The organism is Cobetia sp. AM6 (assembly GCF_009617955.1).
Lineage (GTDB): Bacteria > Pseudomonadota > Gammaproteobacteria > Pseudomonadales > Halomonadaceae > Cobetia > Cobetia amphilecti.
Map to the genome: position 1 here is coordinate 3,938,929 of NZ_AP021868.1, position 16,628 is coordinate 3,955,556.

Consider the following 16,628-nt stretch of genomic DNA (forward strand, 5'->3'; position numbering starts at 1 on the left):
GCGTCACAGTCCCCGTACAGTGAGATGACAGTCGCCCACGTGATCCGCGGCCGATGCGCCCCGGCACGGAGATCATCCGCGTACGAACAGGCAGCGCGACTGCCACGCCAAGGAGAGAGCGAATGTTTGCGATAGCCGTCGAGAATGAATCACTGGTCTGGCAGGAAACCGAGGCCCCGCACGGGATCGCCTCGGACGAGGTGCGTATCGAGGTGGCCTGGGCCGGCGTCAACCGCGCCGACCTGATGCAGCGTGCCGGCCAATATCCGCCACCCGAAGGTGCCAGTCAGATCCTGGGACTGGAGGTCAGTGGCACCATTCGTGAAGTTGGCCGCCACGTCGAGCGCTTCAAGGTCGGTGATCCGGTCTGTGCGCTGCTGTCCGGTGGCGGCTATGCCGAGGAAGTGGTCGTCAACGCCCTGCAGGTGCTGCCGGTGCCGGAGGGCTATAGCCTGCGAGACGCCGCCGCGCTGCCGGAGATGTTCGCCACCGCCTGGCTGAACCTGTTCATCGAGGGCAACCTCAAGCACAAGGAGCGCGTGCTGCTGCATGCCGGTGCCAGCGGCATCGGTACCACCGCCATCCAGCTGTGCGGGCTGTTCGGGCATCCGTGCTTCGTGACCGCCGGCAGCCAGGAAAAGCTGGAGACCTGCCTGCGCCTCGGCGCGGATGCCGGCTGGAATCGCCACGATGGCAGCTTCGTCGAGGCCGTGAACGACTGGGGCGGCGCCGACATGATTCTCGACCCGGTGGGCGGCGGCTATCTGGCTGATAATCAGCAGGTGCTGAAGCAGGATGGCCGCATGGTATTGATCGGCCTGATGGGCGGGCGCATGGATGAGCTGGATCTGGGTCGCATGCTGATGAAGCGCCAGCGCCTGATCGGCTCGACCCTGCGTTCGCGCTCCCCCGATGGCAAGGGCATGGTGCTGGATGCGCTCTACGTGCATGTGTGGCCGCGCCTGGCACGGGGTGAGCTGCGCCCGCATATCGACAAGAGCTGGCCGATCCAGGAAGCCGATGCCGCGCATGCCTATGTGCAGGACAACGCCAGCACCGGCAAGGTGTTGCTGGCGGTGACGGGCGCCTGAGCCTCGTCATGGCGCTGATGATATCAGCATGAAAAAAGCGCCAGCATGAAAAAGCGGCAGCCCACTGGGCTGCCGCTTTTTTGGCTTTATTGGCGCTATCTCGTGCTCGCTGTTCCGCCTGACAACATCTGACCTGACAACACCCGGCCTGACAGCAGTGTCGCTCATGCCGCCAGGCGTAGGCCCCGAGGCACCTGGCAGAGGCTTATTCGCTGCGCCCGATCGACTGGGCTTTCTGCCAGGTGAGTTGTAGCAGACGGGCGTCGTCTCCGGCGCGATGGCGCTGGATGCCACCCTCGGCGATCACCGCTTCCTTGAGCTCCGCCCAGCAATTCAGCTGCTCCTCATCGAGCAGCCGTCTGAGCGCCTCGAGACGAAAGCGCGGCAGCATGCCGGCATGATAGAACAGCAGCGAGAGCCAGGTATTGTCGTAGCCCCAGCTGTCGCTATAGGCGATTCCCGCCTCACCCAGCTCATCATTGACCCACTGCGCCACCTCACGCACTGGCCGCCCTTCGCGTGCCAGCCGTGCCCGTGAGATGCCGTGCAACAGCTCCGCCTTCGGGTCCCAATGCACCCACTCATCAAGAGGCTGTATCAGGAAGGCGCAACTGCTGCCGTCGGCACGCGCCAGCCCGATCTCGATCGGATAGCTACCACGGCCAAAGCCGGAGGCTTCAATATCGAGCAGAATAGGCAGCGTCACACGAATCTCCCAAGGTATCTCAGGCAGACAGGGCCCGGGCGAGAAGAGGTTGAATGTCCTCAGGTTACGGGAATTGCCCCCTGCTTGGCGAGTCCTGAGCGCGACGCTGTCAACGCAGGCATCAGGTCGATCTGCTCCATCACGCTGGCATCACGCTCAAGAGACGCGCGCGGGAGGGCCAGAGACGACAACGCCCTCACGAAGAGGGCGTTGTCAGTGGCAGCGAGGGCAGTACAGCAGCTGGTACATCAGGTCAGTACATCAGCTCAGTGCAGGTCTGCCTCACCACCCGTGCGGGCGTGGGCTTCCCACTGCTCAGCCTTGTGCGGGCAGACCGCCAGACCGAGGGAGCCTTCACGATAGGCACGCGCCAGGCGCTGGGCCGCGAGAGCATGGCGGCACTCGGCGGCACGTGCGTACCAGGTCACGGCCTTGGCCGGATCGCTCTGATACTGGGCACAGCCATACTCATAGATACGCGCCGCCTGATACTGGGCATGCACGTCGCCGGCCTGCGCGGCCTTGATGACGAAACGCGCGCCCTTGGCCTTTTCCTGAGCGGAGTTGCCGCGCTGGAACAGCATGTGCCCGTACAATGACAACGCACCGGTGTGACCGGCATTGGCGCAGTGATTGAACAGACGCATGGTCAGACGATGCTTCTGCTGAGAGCCGGACAGCCAGGAGGCGTGGAACAGACGCTCCGCCAGGCGGTATTTCAGTCCAGTCATCAGGGTTGGGGCCTGCGGCATGACGAGTAACCTTGATACAGAATAAGAGGGGTGACGCCGTGTCCTGGCCCGATCCTGAGCCCGCGACGCTATTCTCCTTGCCAACACTGTCAGTTTGCCCTTGCGGGCGGCCTAGAAAGACTGCTCCCCTGACAGCGGGGCGCCAAGCATACTCGCGCAATCGGGGGGACTCAAGCCCGCCTTGTGGGTTTTTGTTACGCTGCTAATATGTGCGCCATCCTTGGGGTAAAGTGCGCGCGCGAACCGCGCGCCACGCGCGTGCTGGAAGCACTCGTCCTGCCCGCTACATTGACACCTACCCGATAGGGGAATCCTGCATGCAACGTAGAGCTCTTGGCCGTACTGGCATCGACGTCAGTCTGCTATGCCTTGGCACCATGACCTTCGGCGAGCAGAACAGCGAAGCCGATGCCCACCAGCAGCTGGACCGCGCGCTCGACGCTGGCATCGACTTCATCGACACCGCCGAGATGTACCCGGTGCCCCCGAATGGTGAGACCCAGGGCCGTACCGAGGAATACATCGGCAGCTGGCTGGCGGCACGCGGCAATCGTGATCAGGTCAAGATCGCCACCAAGGTCACCGGCCCGGGCATGGATTACCTGCGCGGTGGTTCACGCCTGACGCGAGAGCAGATCATCGCCGCCTGTGACGACAACCTGCGTCGCCTGGGCACCGATTACATCGACCTCTATCAGCTGCATTGGCCGGACCGCAAGACCAACTTCTTCGGCAAGCTGGGCTACCAGCCGACCGAAGAGGAAGACATGACGCCGCTGGAAGAAAGCCTGTCAGCCCTCGGCGAGCTGGTCACCGCCGGCAAGATCCGCGCCGTGGGTCTGTCCAACGAGACGCCGTGGGGCGTGATGCAGTGCCTGAACCTGGCCGAGCGCCTGAACCTGCCGCGCGTGGCCAGCGTCCAGAACCCGTACAACCTGGTCAACCGCAGCTTCGAAGTGGGCCTGGCCGAGTTCGCGCATCGCGAAGATGTCGGCCTGCTGGCCTACTCGCCGCTGGCCTTCGGCACACTGTCCGGCAAGTATCTGGACGGCGCCCGTCCGGAAGGCGCTCGCCTGACGCTGTTCGAGCGCTTCCAGCGCTACAACGCCGAGCCGGCTCAGCACGTCATCGCCTGCTACGTGAACATCGCGCGCCGTCACGGCCTGAACCCGGCCCAGATGGCTCTCGCCTTCGTCAACACTCGCCCGTTCCTGACCAGCAACATCATCGGTGCCACGACGATGACCCAGCTGGAAAGCAACATCAAAAGCCTCGAGGTGGAGCTGAGTGAGGAAGTGCTGGCCGAGATCGAGATGATCCACAACACCGCGCCCAACCCGTGCCCCTGAATCGCCACTGACCCGTAGCGGATACACAACCCCGAGCAGGCCGGTCATCATGACCGGCCTGCTCGTGACCAAGGACCCCACATGAATCCCGCTGAATTGAGCATGATCCTCATGGCTGTCGCCGCCGGTGCCATGATGCCGATTCAAGCTGGCGTCAATTCCACGCTGGCCCTGCAGACCCACAGTTCGCTCATGGCTGCCATGGTCAGCTTCGTGGTCGGCTCGATCGCGCTGGTCGTCATCGTGCTGGCCATGCGCCTGCCCATGCCGGGCGTCGGTGCCCTCAAGGCAGCCCCCTGGTGGAGCTGGACCGGCGGTCTGCTGGGCGCCTTCTTCGTCGCGGCCAGCGTGATACTGGTGCCCAAGCTGGGCGCTGCCACCATGATGGCGACCTTTCTGGCGGGGCAGCTGACGGCCTCGGTAGTGCTGGATCACTTCGGCTGGGCGACCTTCCCGCAGCATGATCTTTCGCTGGGGCGCGTGGCAGGCGTGTTGCTGCTGTTCGCGGGGGTCTTCCTGATCCGCCGCTATTGATGCCTCTGGCGTCACGCAGTGCAATCTATGGCCCCGATAGTCCTGGCGGACTCGGGGCCATCTTGTCTGCCTGATATACTGAGACCTTTCCCTGCCAGGAGGTCTACATGCTGAGTGTGATTTCGCCCGCCAAATCGCTGGATTTCGACAGCGCCCCCGTGACCTCCCGTCATAGCCAACCCGATTTTCTCGAGCAGGCTCAACCGCTGATCGACATCCTGCGCGAGCAGTCGCCGCAGGACATCGCCAGCCTGATGAAGCTCTCCGACAAGCTGGCCGGCCTCAATGCCGCTCGCTTCCAGGAATGGCAGCCGCCCTTCACGCCGGATAACGCCAAACAGGCGGTGCTGGCCTTCCAGGGGGATGTCTATCAAGGCATGGCGGCGGACTCGTTCAACGAGGAAGATTTTGAGCGCGCACAACACAAGTTGCGCATTCTCTCCGGCCTCTATGGGCTGCTGCGCCCGCTGGATCTTATCCAGCCGTACCGTCTCGAGATGGGCACGCGTCTGAGCAACCCGGCCGGCAAGGACCTCTACGCCTACTGGCGCAAGACACTGACACCGGCACTGGAGCAGGCGGTGGAAGACAGCGGCACGCCGATACTGGTCAACCTGGCCTCCAATGAATACTTCAAGGCCATCGATGCCAAGGCGTTCCGCCACCGCATCGTGACGCCGGTCTTCAAGGATGAGAAGAATGGCCAGTCCAAGATCATCAGCTTCTACGCCAAGCGTGCACGCGGCCTGATGAGCGCCTGGATGCTCAAGCACGACATCGAGACAGCCGAAGACCTCAAGGACTTCGACGTGGCCGGTTATCGCTTCTCCAATGCCGCCTCTGAGGGCGATACGCTGGTCTTCACGCGCAGTGAGGCCGACGCGGCACGCGCCTGATACGTGACCGCCGGGTCACTTAACGCCTCATCCGCCCAGCCCCGGGAAAGTCAGATGTTCTGCGGCACGCGGTTTGAGGTAACGGCGATGAATATCGCCGAACAGGACGTGATCTGCACACCCAAGCCATTCATACGCCACCATTTCGGCACTGACGATACTGGCGCCCGCGGCCTCGCAGCGGGCCACTCCCAGCGCCGCCTCCCGCGGGCGGCGACTGGCGACCCCATCGGCGACCAGCGCCACTCGATAGCCTGCGCCACACAGGGACAGCACGGTCTGCATCACACAGACGTGCGCCTCGGCACCACATACCACCAACTGGTCACAGCCACTCTGCTCCAATGCCTTGCGAAAGTCCTGCGCATCCAGCGCGCTGAAACTGCGCTTGGTAAAGCAGCGGGTGCGCTCGCTCAGTAGATGCGTCATCGGAGCACTTGCGCCCAACTTGTCGGGGCAGTGCTCGGTCAGCCAGACGGGAATTTCCAGCGCCTGGGCGATTCCGCCCAGCCAGATGGCACTGTTGATGGCCTCGGTTCCGCCACTCAGAACCGGCATCAGGCGAGCCTGGAAATCGATCAGCAACAACAATGATCGCCTCGCCATCAGGTGTTGAGACTTTTCGTCGTCCATTGGTCCTCCCACGACGATTCTAAGGCTAGAATGGAGCTTCCACTTACACGCTAGCGCATCCAAGGAGATCCCACATGCGCCATCTGTTCATCATGCTGATGGTCGGCTTGCTCGGCTTCGGTCTGAGCGTCGAACACGCAGAGGCCAAGCGCCTCGGCGGCGGCAAGAGTTTCGGTAGCTACTCACGATCCGCTGACAGCGGAAAATCCTCCAGCTCACTGTTTGGCAGCAACAAGGCCACCAACAGCAGCACCGCAGCGAAGTCCAAGCCCTCCAGCGGCCTGTCCAAGTTTGCCGGACCTCTGGCAGGCCTGTTGGCAGGCGGCCTGCTGGCATCGCTGTTCTTCGGCGGCGCCTTCGATGGTCTGCGCATGACAGACTTCCTGATCATCGCGGTGATCGCCTTCATCGCCTTCAAGTTCCTCAGCGCGCGCAAGAAGGCCGCCATGGCGAGCGGCGGGCCGGCAGGTAGTGGTGGTGGTTCCTCTACACGCCACGATGACCAGCCGCGCAATGTGCAGGCGCGTGAAGCGCATCAGCCGCAAGGCGAGTCGCTGGCTCCGGCCGGTGGTATCGGGGCAGGCCTGACAGGCGGTGCCCCGACCAGCGAACCGGCCTGGTTCGACAAGGAGCAGTTCCTCGGCGGCGCCAAGGAACACTTCATGACGCTGCAGCGCGCCTGGGACAACAACGACCTGCCGCGCATTCAGGAGTACGTCACGCCAGAGCTCTACAATCTGCTGCGTGAAGAGCGCGCTCAGCAACCGGCCAACAACCGTACCGAGATCGTGCGTCTGTTTGCTGAACTGGGCAGCGTGCAGGAGATTGGCAAGCAGGCGGAAGCGACGGTCCTGTTCCACGGCGTGCTGGATGAAAATGGCGAGCAGAACGAGTTCAACGAGACCTGGCACCTGGTCCGTGAACTGCGTGATGGCGCCGATTGGCACATCCAGGGCATCGAGCAGAACAGCTAAGACGCTCCTCTCACTGACGTGACCTTCACTCCGTGAGGGCCACATCAGATGCCAAAGCGGCCGGATGATCACTCATCCGGCCGCTTTTTTGTGTCTCGCTGCAGAGGGTCACCGGAGGCTTCGCAACAGCTCGCCGAAGACCACAAAGGCACCGTCAGAATGACAGGCATAAAAAAACCGGCCACTGGGGAAGTGACCGGCGGATAGGCTGCTCGACTGCAAGGCAGGAGCGCCAGATCGCAAAAAGTCTGCTGATGGGATAGCACAGACAAGTTTCTAAGCAAGGGAACGTCGAAACTCACATACTCAGAGTCGCCGATTGGGCTTTAGTTCAGCCCGACCGTAAAAAACATGAGCAACCCTGAGGTGCAGAACCCGCGACGCCTGATCAGCCGCTACCATCAGCCGGCTGTACCCAAGTTGTCCGCAAGGCTTGCCTGCCCCTGGACACTCCTCGTGCTCGACAAGCCCTTGTGGATAATTCAGGTGCCGCTCCCAGATTCCGCTTGTCCACAGGCGGATCCCTGCGTACCTCCCTTCCTCAGCAGGGCGCCTTGCACCCCCTATGCACTGCCACAGACAGCACTGCCACAGACAGCACCGCCCCTGCAGCAAGGCGACAGGGGCGGTGCGGGACAAGTGCCTGACGAGCTTTTCATGACCGCCCTTAGTACAGGCCTCCCATGAGGTGGCCATCCGTGGACTTTCTACGCGCCAATTTTCCTGAGTACAACTTTTCTCACCACAAAGAGAACCGCCCCTGTAGCAAGGCTACAGGGGCGGTTCGGGATAAGTGCCTGACGATGACCTACTCTCACATGGAGAAACTCCACACTACCATCGGCGCTAAGCGGTTTCACTTCCGAGTTCGGCATGGGATCGGGTGGTTCACGCTCGCTATGGTCGTCAGGCGAAACGGTGGCATCTTGCGATGCCTGAGTCTCGAGGCTTGTGGCCTCGCGACTCGCAATATGAATCATGCTGACCGATATGTCTCGATCCTGTCGCAATCCCGGCGGTTTGCCTGCGCAAACCCCTTGGGTGTTATATGGTCAAGCCTCACGGGCAATTAGTACTGGTTAGCTCAACACATTGCTGTGCTTCCACACCCAGCCTATCAACCTTGTAGTCTTCAAGGGCCCTTCAGGAGGCGCAAGGCCTCAGGGAAGTCTCATCTTGAAGGGGGCTTCCCGCTTAGATGCTTTCAGCGGTTATCCCGTCCGAACGTAGCTACCGGGCAATGCCATTGGCATGACAACCCGAACACCAGAGGTTCGTCCACTCCGGTCCTCTCGTACTAGGAGCAGCTCTTCTCAAACTTCCGACGCCCACGGCAGATAGGGACCGAACTGTCTCACGACGTTCTAAACCCAGCTCGCGTACCACTTTAAATGGCGAACAGCCATACCCTTGGGACCGACTTCAGCCCCAGGATGTGATGAGCCGACATCGAGGTGCCAAACACCGCCGTCGATGTGAACTCTTGGGCGGTATCAGCCTGTTATCCCCGGAGTACCTTTTATCCGTTGAGCGATGGCCCTTCCATACAGAACCACCGGATCACTAGAACCTACTTTCGTACCTGCTCGACGTGTCTGTCTCGCAGTCAAGCACCCTTATGCTCTTGCACTCAATGCACGATTTCCAACCGTGCTGAGGGTACCTTCGTGCTCCTCCGTTACTCTTTAGGAGGAGACCGCCCCAGTCAAACTACCCACCATACACTGTCCTCGATCCGGATAACGGACCTGAGTTAGAACGCCAATGATGTCAGGCTGGTATTTCAAGGTTGGCTCCACCGCATCTGGCGACGTGGTTTCAAAGCCTCCCAGCTATCCTACACAGACAACATCAGCATCCAGTGTAAAGCTATAGTAAAGGTTCACGGGGTCTTTCCGTCTAGCCGCGGGTACACAGCATCTTCACTGCGATTTCAATTTCACTGAGTCTCGGGTGGAGACAGCGTGGCCATCATTACGCCATTCGTGCAGGTCGGAACTTACCCGACAAGGAATTTCGCTACCTTAGGACCGTTATAGTTACGGCCGCCGTTTACCGGGGCTTCGATCAAGAGCTTCGCGTGAGCTAACCCCATCAATTAACCTTCCGGCACCGGGCAGGCGTCACACCCTATACGTCCGCTTGCGCGTTTGCAGAGTGCTGTGTTTTTAATAAACAGTTGCAGCCACCTGGTATCTTCGACCGGTAGGAGCTTACGGAGCAAGTCCTTCACTCGAACCGGTGCACCTTCTCCCGAAGTTACGGTGCCATTTTGCCTAGTTCCTTCACCCGAGTTCTCTCAAGCGCCTTGGTATTCTCTACCTGACCACCTGTGTCGGTTTGGGGTACGGTCGCATGTGATCTGAAGCTTAGAGGCTTTTCCTGGAAGCGTGGCATCGATGACTTCCTGACCGTGGTCAGTTCGTCTCGCATCTCGACCTCAGAGGAACCGGATTTGCCTGATTCCTCGGCCTACATGCTTTCACCAGGACAACCAACGCCTGGCTCACCTAGCCTTCTTCGTCCCCCCATCGCAACCACATCCGGTACGGGAATATTAACCCGTTTCCCATCGACTACGCGTTTCCGCCTCGCCTTAGGGGCCGACTCACTCTGCTCCGATTAACGTAGAACAGAAAACCTTGGTCTTCCGGCGGGGGAGTTTTTCACTCCCCTTATCGTTACTCATGTCAGCATTCGCACTCGTGATACCTCCAGCAGACTTCTCAATCCACCTTCATTGGCTTACACGACGCTCCTCTACCGCTCATCCAGAGGATGAACCCGTAGCTTCGGTACCTGATTTAGCCCCGTTATATCTTCCGCGCAGGCCGACTCGACTAGTGAGCTATTACGCTTTCTTTAAAGGATGGCTGCTTCTAAGCCAACCTCCTAGCTGTCTGAGCCTTCCCACATCGTTTCCCACTTAATCAGGATTTTGGGACCTTAGCTGACGGTCTGGGTTGTTTCCCTTTTCACAACGGACGTTAGCACCCGCTGTGTGTCTCCCACGCTGCACTCACTGGTATTCGGAGTTTGCCTCGGGTTGGTAAGTCGGGATGACCCCCTAGCCGAAACAGTGCTCTACCCCCAGCGGTGATACGTGAGGCGCTACCTAAATAGCTTTCGAGGAGAACCAGCTATCTCCGGGCTTGATTAGCCTTTCACTCCGATCCACAGCTCATCCCAGCATTTTTCAACATACTTGGGTTCGGGCCTCCAATTGATGTTACTCAATCTTCACCCTGGCCATGGATAGATCGCCCGGTTTCGGGTCTATACCCTGCGACTGGTCGCCCAGTTAAGACTCGGTTTCCCTACGCCTCCCCTATACGGTTAAGCTCGCCACAGAATATAAGTCGCTGACCCATTATACAAAAGGTACGCGGTCACACCACGAAGGTGCTCCCACTGCTTGTACGCATACGGTTTCAGGATCTATTTCACTCCCCTCGCCGGGGTTCTTTTCGCCTTTCCCTCACGGTACTGGTTCACTATCGGTCAGCCAGGAGTATTTAGCCTTGGAGGATGGTCCCCCCATGTTCAGTCAAGGTTTCTCGTGCCCCGACCTACTCGATTTCACGTGACTCAGACTTCGACTACGGGACTATCACCCTGTATCGTCAAGCTTCCCAGCTTGTTCGTCTGTCAGTTGTCACGCTTAAGGGCTGGTCCCCGTTCGCTCGCCGCTACTTGGGGAATCTCGGTTGATTTCTTTTCCTCCGGGTACTTAGATGTTTCAGTTCCCCGGGTTTGCCTCTATAGGTTATGTATTGGCCTATAGATACTCACCTGATGGTGAGTGGGTTTCCCCATTCGGAAATCGTTGGGTCGCAGGGTATTTGCCACCTCGCCAACGCTTATCGCAGGCTATCACGTCCTTCATCGCCTCTGGCTGCCAAGGCATCCACCGTATGCGCTTAATCGCTTGACCATATAACCCCAAGGGGTCTGTCAAGGATTACGAATCTGTCGGACCTCTCCGACATATCGTTTGATAGACATGCGCTTGGCGCACATATCTATCGTCAGCATGATTCACATTGTTAAAGAGCGGCTGTTCAGAGAACAGTGAGAAGCGCGCTCTGATGAACACGCTTGCCACTGCCGGCTAAGCCAGCAATAAGATCAGGTAATTCGTTGTGAGCACTTGCCGCGAGCAGTAGACAGTGTCGATAAGGAGGTGATCCAGCCCCAGGTTCCCCTAGGGCTACCTTGTTACGACTTCACCCCAGTCATGAACCACACCGTGGTGATCGCCCTCCCGAAGGTTAGGCTAACCACTTCTGGTGCAGTCCACTCCCATGGTGTGACGGGCGGTGTGTACAAGGCCCGGGAACGTATTCACCGTGGCATTCTGATCCACGATTACTAGCGATTCCGACTTCATGGAGTCGAGTTGCAGACTCCAATCCGGACTGAGGCAAGCTTTATGGGATTGGCTCCACTTCGCAGTATTGCAACCCTTTGTACTTGCCATTGTAGCACGTGTGTAGCCCTACCCGTAAGGGCCATGATGACTTGACGTCGTCCCCACCTTCCTCCGGTTTGTCACCGGCAGTCTCCTTAGAGTTCCCGACATTACTCGCTGGCAAATAAGGATAGGGGTTGCGCTCGTTACGGGACTTAACCCAACATTTCACAACACGAGCTGACGACAGCCATGCAGCACCTGTCTCAGAGTTCCCGAAGGCACCAATCCATCTCTGGAAAGTCCTCTGGATGTCAAGGGTAGGTAAGGTTCTTCGCGTTGCATCGAATTAAACCACATGCTCCACCGCTTGTGCGGGCCCCCGTCAATTCATTTGAGTTTTAACCTTGCGGCCGTACTCCCCAGGCGGTCAACTTATTGCGTTAGCTGCGCCACTAAGTCCTCAAGGGACCCAACGGCTAGTTGACATCGTTTACGGCGTGGACTACCAGGGTATCTAATCCTGTTTGCTACCCACGCTTTCGCACCTCAGTGTCAGTGTCAGTCCAGAAGGCCGCCTTCGCCACTGGTATTCCTCCCGATCTCTACGCATTTCACCGCTACACCGGGAATTCTACCTTCCTCTCCTGCACTCTAGCCAAGCAGTTCCAGATGCCGTTCCCAGGTTGAGCCCGGGGCTTTCACACCTGGCTGACTTAGCCACCTACGCGCGCTTTACGCCCAGTAATTCCGATTAACGCTTGCACCCTCCGTATTACCGCGGCTGCTGGCACGGAGTTAGCCGGTGCTTCTTCTGCGAGTGATGTCTTTCCTCGGGAGTATTAATCCCAAGGCGTTCTTCCTCGCTGAAAGTGCTTTACAACCCGAAGGCCTTCTTCACACACGCGGCATGGCTGGATCAGGCTTTCGCCCATTGTCCAATATTCCCCACTGCTGCCTCCCGTAGGAGTCTGGGCCGTGTCTCAGTCCCAGTGTGGCTGATCATCCTCTCAGACCAGCTACGGATCGTCGCCTTGGTGAGCCATTACCTCACCAACAAGCTAATCCGACATGGGCTCATCCGATAGCGCAAGGTCCGAAGATCCCCTGCTTTCTCCCGTAGGACGTATGCGGTATTAGCCTGAGTTTCCCCAGGTTGTCCCCCACTATCGGGCAGATTCCCATGCATTACTCACCCGTCCGCCGCTCGACGCCTTCTAGCAAGCTAGAATCGTTTCCGCTCGACTTGCATGTGTTAAGCCTGCCGCCAGCGTTCAATCTGAGCCATGATCAAACTCTTCAGTTGAAAGCTTGATAGTCTGTTAAGCAGACCAAACTTGGTTCAGAGTCAAACTTCTCGTGAGAGGCTTGCTCCGATATTTGGTGACCTTGTCACCACTCATCGGCAAGCGCTCACACGAATTACCTGATCAAATTTTTAAAGAGCGTCGCTGTTAAGCGAGGAGGCATATTCTACCCGGAACGCTTGAGAAGTCAAGCACTTGATGATGAGTCAGTCGACTGCCTCTAAGCATCATCAAGTGGTGAGGAGCGTTGCTCGATCACCTATTCCGTAAGGAGTGCGGCGCATTCTAGCGAATCGCCCGGGATTGTCAATCGATGATATCGAAGTGGACTTCAAAAACATCAAGCAAAACAATCACCTGCAAACCTCTTTCACCGCTGGTAACGCCATGCGTCCCCGGCAGCGGATGCGTACTTTACGCACGAACCGCCGTGAGGGCAAGGGCTTTTTCAAGAGATTGTCATTCTCGGGACATACGGCTGACATCTCTGCTCTGCCTTTCTCTCCCCTCCCCATACTGCTTCTCTTTTCTTCTTGTCCTCGTCGCGCCGTTGCTTGCTGACATCTTCCCCCGGCCAGCAACGCATTCGGCCCCGCCAGGAATGGCGGGGCCGAATATCGATCATCACACTGCTGACAGCTGACGCTTACTTGTTGCCGCGCAGCTTGCGCCCCAGCGCCATGATCGGGCCACTGGCGACATAGCAACCGAACAGGCCCAGCAGCATCACGGACGGCTCCAGCGAGATGACCACGAAGGCCAGCACGATGGCGAGCAGCGCCACGAAGGGCACCGGCCCCTTGAGGTCGATTTCCTTGAAGCTGTAGTAGCGGATGTTCGACACCATCAGGATACCGGCAGCCGCAACCACGAAGACCATCAGCGACTTGAAGGCGAAGGTCTCGGCGTCGAAGTTGTGCATGGTCCATACGCAGCCGGCCACGAGTGCCGCCGCTGCCGGGCTCGGCAGACCGATGAACCACTTCTTGTCGGTGGAGCCGATCTGGACATTGAAGCGCGCCAGACGCAGCGCAGCGCCTGCCACGTAGACGAAGGCGGCGATCCAGCCGATCTTGCCGACATCCTGCAGAATCCAGCTGAAGGTGACCAACGCCGGCGCCACGCCGAAGGACAGCATGTCCGCGAGGCTGTCGTACTCGGCACCGAAGGCGCTCTGGGTATTGGTCAGGCGCGCCACACGACCGTCCAGGCCGTCGAGCACCATCGAGACGAAGATGGCGATGGAGGCGTTGGCAAACTCCCCGTTCAGCGCACACACCACAGCGAAGAAGCCGGAGAACAGCGCGGAGGTGGTGAACAGGTTGGGCAGCAGATAGATGCCACGCCGACGAACGGGCTTGCCGTCCTCGATGGCTTCTTCCACGACTTCGCTGTCGTCGGTGAACTCCTCCACTACCTTGTCCAGCACTGAACTGCTGCGGCGTGTCTGCGCTTCGGGGGCTTCTTCTGCGCCGGGATGTCGATTTTCGTCAGTCATGGGATTCCTTGCATCATGCCTCGTCGTGGCAGGGTAACCACATTCTACACCTGCCAGTGAGCGCGAATAGTGGTGACACCCTAGCGGCCTCACCGTCGACTGTCACTTCCCTCTCCCATTCGATAGCGCTTATAGAGCAACAACGCAAGCGGGGCGCCCTCCTGATGGAGAGCGCCCCGCTCATTTCACGCCGGATCCAATAGGCAGGATCAGTTGCGTGACTTGTCGACCAGCTGGTTGGCAGTGATCCACGGCATCATGCCGCGCAGCTTCTCACCAGTCTGCTCGATCGGATGCTCGGCGTTCTGGCGACGACGGGCCGTCATGGACGGGTAGTTGGTGTTGCCTTCCTGGATGAACATCTTGGCGTATTCACCGCTCTGGATGCGCTTGAGTGCATTGCGCATGGCGACACGGGACTGCTCGTTGATGACTTCGGTGCCGGTCACGTACTCGCCATACTCCGCATTGTTGGAGATGGAGTAGTTCATGTTGGCGATGCCGCCTTCGTACATCAGGTCGACGATCAGCTTGAGCTCGTGCAGACACTCGAAGTAGGCCATTTCCGGTGCGTAGCCCGCTTCGGTCAGGGTCTCGAAGCCCATCTTGACCAGCTCGACCGCGCCACCACACAGGACAGCCTGCTCACCGAACAGATCGGTTTCGGTCTCGTCCTTGAAGGTGGTCTCGATGATGCCGGTACGACCGCCGCCGACGCCTGCCGCGTAGGACAGTGCGATGTCCTTGGCCTGGCCAGTCGCATCCTGGTGGATGGCGATCAGGTCCGGGATACCGCCGCCCTTCACGAACTCGGAACGCACGGTGTGACCCGGTGCCTTCGGCGCGATCATGATGACGTCGAGGTCAGCACGCGGAACGACCTGGTTGTAGTGGACGTTGAAGCCGTGAGCGAAGGCCAGGGTCGCGCCCTGCTTCAGGTTCGGTTCCACCTGGTTCTCGTAGATGGCCTTCTGGTTCTCGTCCGGCGCCAGGATCATGACCAGGTCGGCAGCCTTGACCGCTTCCTCGACTTCAGCAACCTTCAGGCCAGCCGCTTCGGCCTTGGCCCAGCTGGAGGAAGAGCGACGCAGGGCTACGGTGACGTCGACGCCGGATTCCTTCAGGTTGTTCGCGTGGGCGTGGCCCTGGGAACCGTAACCGAGGATGACCACTTTCTTGCCCTGGATGAGGGAGAGGTCACAATCCTTGTCGTAATAGAGTTTCATCGTCATTGCTCCTGGCGGCTCACCCCGTCAGCGGGATGGCGTGAGATCTTGAAAGAGTGTCTGTTGTTCTTGCGACCCTTCCCGCAGGGGAAAGGCGTATGACAGTGTCCAGCGCCGACGGCCATCTGTCTCGGCCGCTCTGCGTCCTGGGGAGGTCGTGCGCCTTGGATCAAGGTCTGCCGTCCTCCTCCTGCGCGGCGATGAGTCCACCTTACCTGCACCTCGACATTGCGTAAAATGCTATATTTGCACCACAATATGCCATATTGCGCAACGCGGGGCATTTCCCCCTTCAGCACTCACCGACAGCGGACTCCGGCATGGACAATCGTCAACTCAAGCAATTCCTGACCCTCGCCGAAACGCTGCATTTCGGGCGCGCCAGCACAGCCTGCCACCTGAGCGCCTCTGCCCTGTCACGCGCCATCCGGGCCATGGAGGAAGAGCTGGGCGTCAGCCTGTTCGAACGCGACAACCGCAGCGTGGCGCTGACACCGGCGGGTGAACGCTTCCGTCGTCATGCTCGCGAACTCCTGAGTCAATGGGATGACATTCGCCAGTCGCTGCTGGAAGACAGCGATGAACTGCGCGGCGAGCTCTCCCTGTATTGCTCGGTGACCGCCAGCTACAGCTTTCTCTACGAGATTCTGGCCACCTTTCGTGCCCGCCATCCGCATGTGGAGCTCAAGCTGCATACCGGCGACCCCGCCGTGGCCTTGGAGCGTGTCCTGATGGGGCACGAGGACCTGGCGATCGCCGCGCGCCCCGACGTGCTGCCTTCCCGTCTCGCCTTCACCGACTTCGCCGAGTCACCGCTGCGCTTCATTGCCCCGCGTCGTGATGGCCCCGGCCAGCAACTGGAAGGCATCGGCGAGGCGGACGATTCGGCGGCGGGCGACGACCACATCGACTGGACGCGCGTGCCGATGATCCTGTCGGAGACTGGCCTGGCGCGCGAGCGCTTCGATGCCTGGTGCCATACACGCGGCATCAAGCCGCGCCTGTATGCCCAGGTCGCCGGCAACGAGGCCATCGTCAGCATGGTCGGGCTGGGCTTCGGGATCGGCGTGGTGCCACAGATCGTGCTCGACAATTCGCCGCTGGCCGACCAGGTGCGCATCCTTGATGTCGATCCGCCGCTGACCCCCTACAAGGTCGGCCTATGCGTACAGGAAAAACGCCTGCGTCACCCGCTGGTGCGCGCGTTGTGGGAGCAACTACCCGGCTCGCCGCAGCGACCCGCTGACTGAT

General features: G+C 59.6%; 11 protein-coding genes and 3 rRNA genes. 6 read left to right on the forward strand and 8 right to left on the reverse strand.

Features of this window, described 5'->3' with window-relative positions; all coding sequences use genetic code 11:
- The first annotated feature begins 122 nt into the window (after positions 1–122).
- Positions 123–1,091: an NAD(P)H-quinone oxidoreductase gene (locus CLAM6_RS16430; RefSeq protein ID WP_153636648.1), complete on the forward strand. Its 969-nt coding sequence runs from the start codon at positions 123–125 to the stop codon at positions 1,089–1,091.
- A gap of 205 nt (positions 1,092–1,296) precedes the next feature.
- Here the strand turns inward: CLAM6_RS16430 and CLAM6_RS16435 are convergent, their stop codons facing one another.
- Both CLAM6_RS16435 and CLAM6_RS16440 read right to left on the reverse strand, forming a co-directional pair.
- Positions 1,297–1,797 carry a 3'-5' exonuclease gene (locus CLAM6_RS16435; RefSeq protein ID WP_043336558.1) on the reverse strand — a complete coding sequence of 167 codons (501 nt, stop codon included), beginning with the start codon at positions 1,795–1,797 and terminating at the stop codon, positions 1,297–1,299.
- A 266-nt stretch (positions 1,798–2,063) separates the two neighbouring features.
- Complete coding sequence (locus CLAM6_RS16440; RefSeq protein ID WP_043336560.1) at positions 2,064–2,549, reverse strand: tetratricopeptide repeat protein; 486 nt, start codon at positions 2,547–2,549, stop codon at positions 2,064–2,066.
- A 317-nt stretch (positions 2,550–2,866) separates the two neighbouring features.
- Between CLAM6_RS16440 and CLAM6_RS16445 the strand changes: the two genes are divergently transcribed.
- From CLAM6_RS16445 to yaaA, 3 genes are all read left to right on the forward strand, one after another.
- The gene (locus CLAM6_RS16445; protein WP_153636649.1) at positions 2,867–3,898 is read left to right on the forward strand and encodes an NADP(H)-dependent aldo-keto reductase; all 1,032 of its coding nucleotides are present in this window, start codon (positions 2,867–2,869) and stop codon (positions 3,896–3,898) included.
- Between the two features lie 81 nt (positions 3,899–3,979).
- Positions 3,980–4,432 (forward strand): DMT family transporter, encoded by a 453-nt coding sequence (locus CLAM6_RS16450; RefSeq protein ID WP_043336565.1) that lies wholly within the window; start codon positions 3,980–3,982, stop codon positions 4,430–4,432.
- A 107-nt stretch (positions 4,433–4,539) separates the two neighbouring features.
- A complete protein-coding gene (gene yaaA / locus CLAM6_RS16455; protein ID WP_153636650.1) occupies positions 4,540–5,328 on the forward strand; it encodes a peroxide stress protein YaaA in 789 nt (262 codons plus the stop codon).
- Positions 5,329–5,355: 27 nt separating this feature from the next.
- On the opposite strand, the gene CLAM6_RS16460 is transcribed toward yaaA, so the two are convergent.
- Complete coding sequence (locus CLAM6_RS16460; RefSeq protein ID WP_235507073.1) at positions 5,356–5,961, reverse strand: isochorismatase family protein; 606 nt, start codon at positions 5,959–5,961, stop codon at positions 5,356–5,358.
- Between the two features lie 74 nt (positions 5,962–6,035).
- Here CLAM6_RS16460 and CLAM6_RS16465 point away from each other — a divergent pair, with 74 nt between their 5' ends.
- Positions 6,036–6,935, forward strand: a complete 900-nt coding sequence (locus CLAM6_RS16465; RefSeq protein ID WP_107335863.1) for a Tim44 domain-containing protein — start codon at positions 6,036–6,038, stop codon at positions 6,933–6,935.
- 795 nt (positions 6,936–7,730) lie between these two features.
- Here the strand turns inward: CLAM6_RS16465 and rrf are convergent.
- From rrf to ilvC, 5 genes are all read right to left on the reverse strand, one after another.
- Positions 7,731–7,846, reverse strand: a 5S ribosomal RNA gene (gene rrf / locus CLAM6_RS16470).
- 137 nt (positions 7,847–7,983) lie between these two features.
- Positions 7,984–10,869, reverse strand: a 23S ribosomal RNA gene (locus CLAM6_RS16475).
- A gap of 242 nt (positions 10,870–11,111) precedes the next feature.
- A 16S ribosomal RNA gene (locus CLAM6_RS16480) occupies positions 11,112–12,652 on the reverse strand.
- The 16S, 23S and 5S rRNA genes sit together here, the layout of an rRNA operon.
- 647 nt (positions 12,653–13,299) lie before the next feature.
- A complete protein-coding gene (pssA, locus tag CLAM6_RS16485) occupies positions 13,300–14,151 on the reverse strand; it encodes a CDP-diacylglycerol--serine O-phosphatidyltransferase (protein WP_043337235.1) in 852 nt (283 codons plus the stop codon).
- 209 nt (positions 14,152–14,360) lie between these two features.
- The gene (ilvC, locus tag CLAM6_RS16490) at positions 14,361–15,377 is read right to left on the reverse strand and encodes a ketol-acid reductoisomerase (RefSeq protein ID WP_043337232.1); all 1,017 of its coding nucleotides are present in this window, start codon (positions 15,375–15,377) and stop codon (positions 14,361–14,363) included.
- 320 nt (positions 15,378–15,697) lie between these two features.
- Between ilvC and ilvY the strand changes: the two genes are divergently transcribed.
- Positions 15,698–16,627, forward strand: coding sequence for an HTH-type transcriptional activator IlvY (ilvY, locus tag CLAM6_RS16495; RefSeq protein ID WP_043337230.1), 930 nt, complete (start codon positions 15,698–15,700; stop codon positions 16,625–16,627).
- Position 16,628: the final 1 nt, after the last annotated feature.

Excerpts from the sequence above, each read along its gene's own strand:
- ilvY (WP_043337230.1), top strand. The coding sequence starts at position 15,698 with ATGGACAATCGTCAACTCAAGCAATTCCTGACCCTCGCCGAAACGCTG.
- CLAM6_RS16445 (WP_153636649.1), top strand. The coding sequence starts at position 2,867 with ATGCAACGTAGAGCTCTTGGCCGTACTGGCATCGACGTCAGTCTGCTA.
- CLAM6_RS16430 (WP_153636648.1), top strand. The coding sequence starts at position 123 with ATGTTTGCGATAGCCGTCGAGAATGAATCACTGGTCTGGCAGGAAACC.
- CLAM6_RS16450 (WP_043336565.1), top strand. The coding sequence starts at position 3,980 with ATGAATCCCGCTGAATTGAGCATGATCCTCATGGCTGTCGCCGCCGGT.
- CLAM6_RS16460 (WP_235507073.1), bottom strand. The coding sequence starts at position 5,961 with ATGGACGACGAAAAGTCTCAACACCTGATGGCGAGGCGATCATTGTTG.
- yaaA (WP_153636650.1), top strand. The coding sequence starts at position 4,540 with ATGCTGAGTGTGATTTCGCCCGCCAAATCGCTGGATTTCGACAGCGCC.
- pssA (WP_043337235.1), bottom strand. The coding sequence starts at position 14,151 with ATGACTGACGAAAATCGACATCCCGGCGCAGAAGAAGCCCCCGAAGCG.
- ilvC (WP_043337232.1), bottom strand. The coding sequence starts at position 15,377 with ATGAAACTCTATTACGACAAGGATTGTGACCTCTCCCTCATCCAGGGC.
- CLAM6_RS16465 (WP_107335863.1), top strand. The coding sequence starts at position 6,036 with ATGCGCCATCTGTTCATCATGCTGATGGTCGGCTTGCTCGGCTTCGGT.
- CLAM6_RS16440 (WP_043336560.1), bottom strand. The coding sequence starts at position 2,549 with ATGCCGCAGGCCCCAACCCTGATGACTGGACTGAAATACCGCCTGGCG.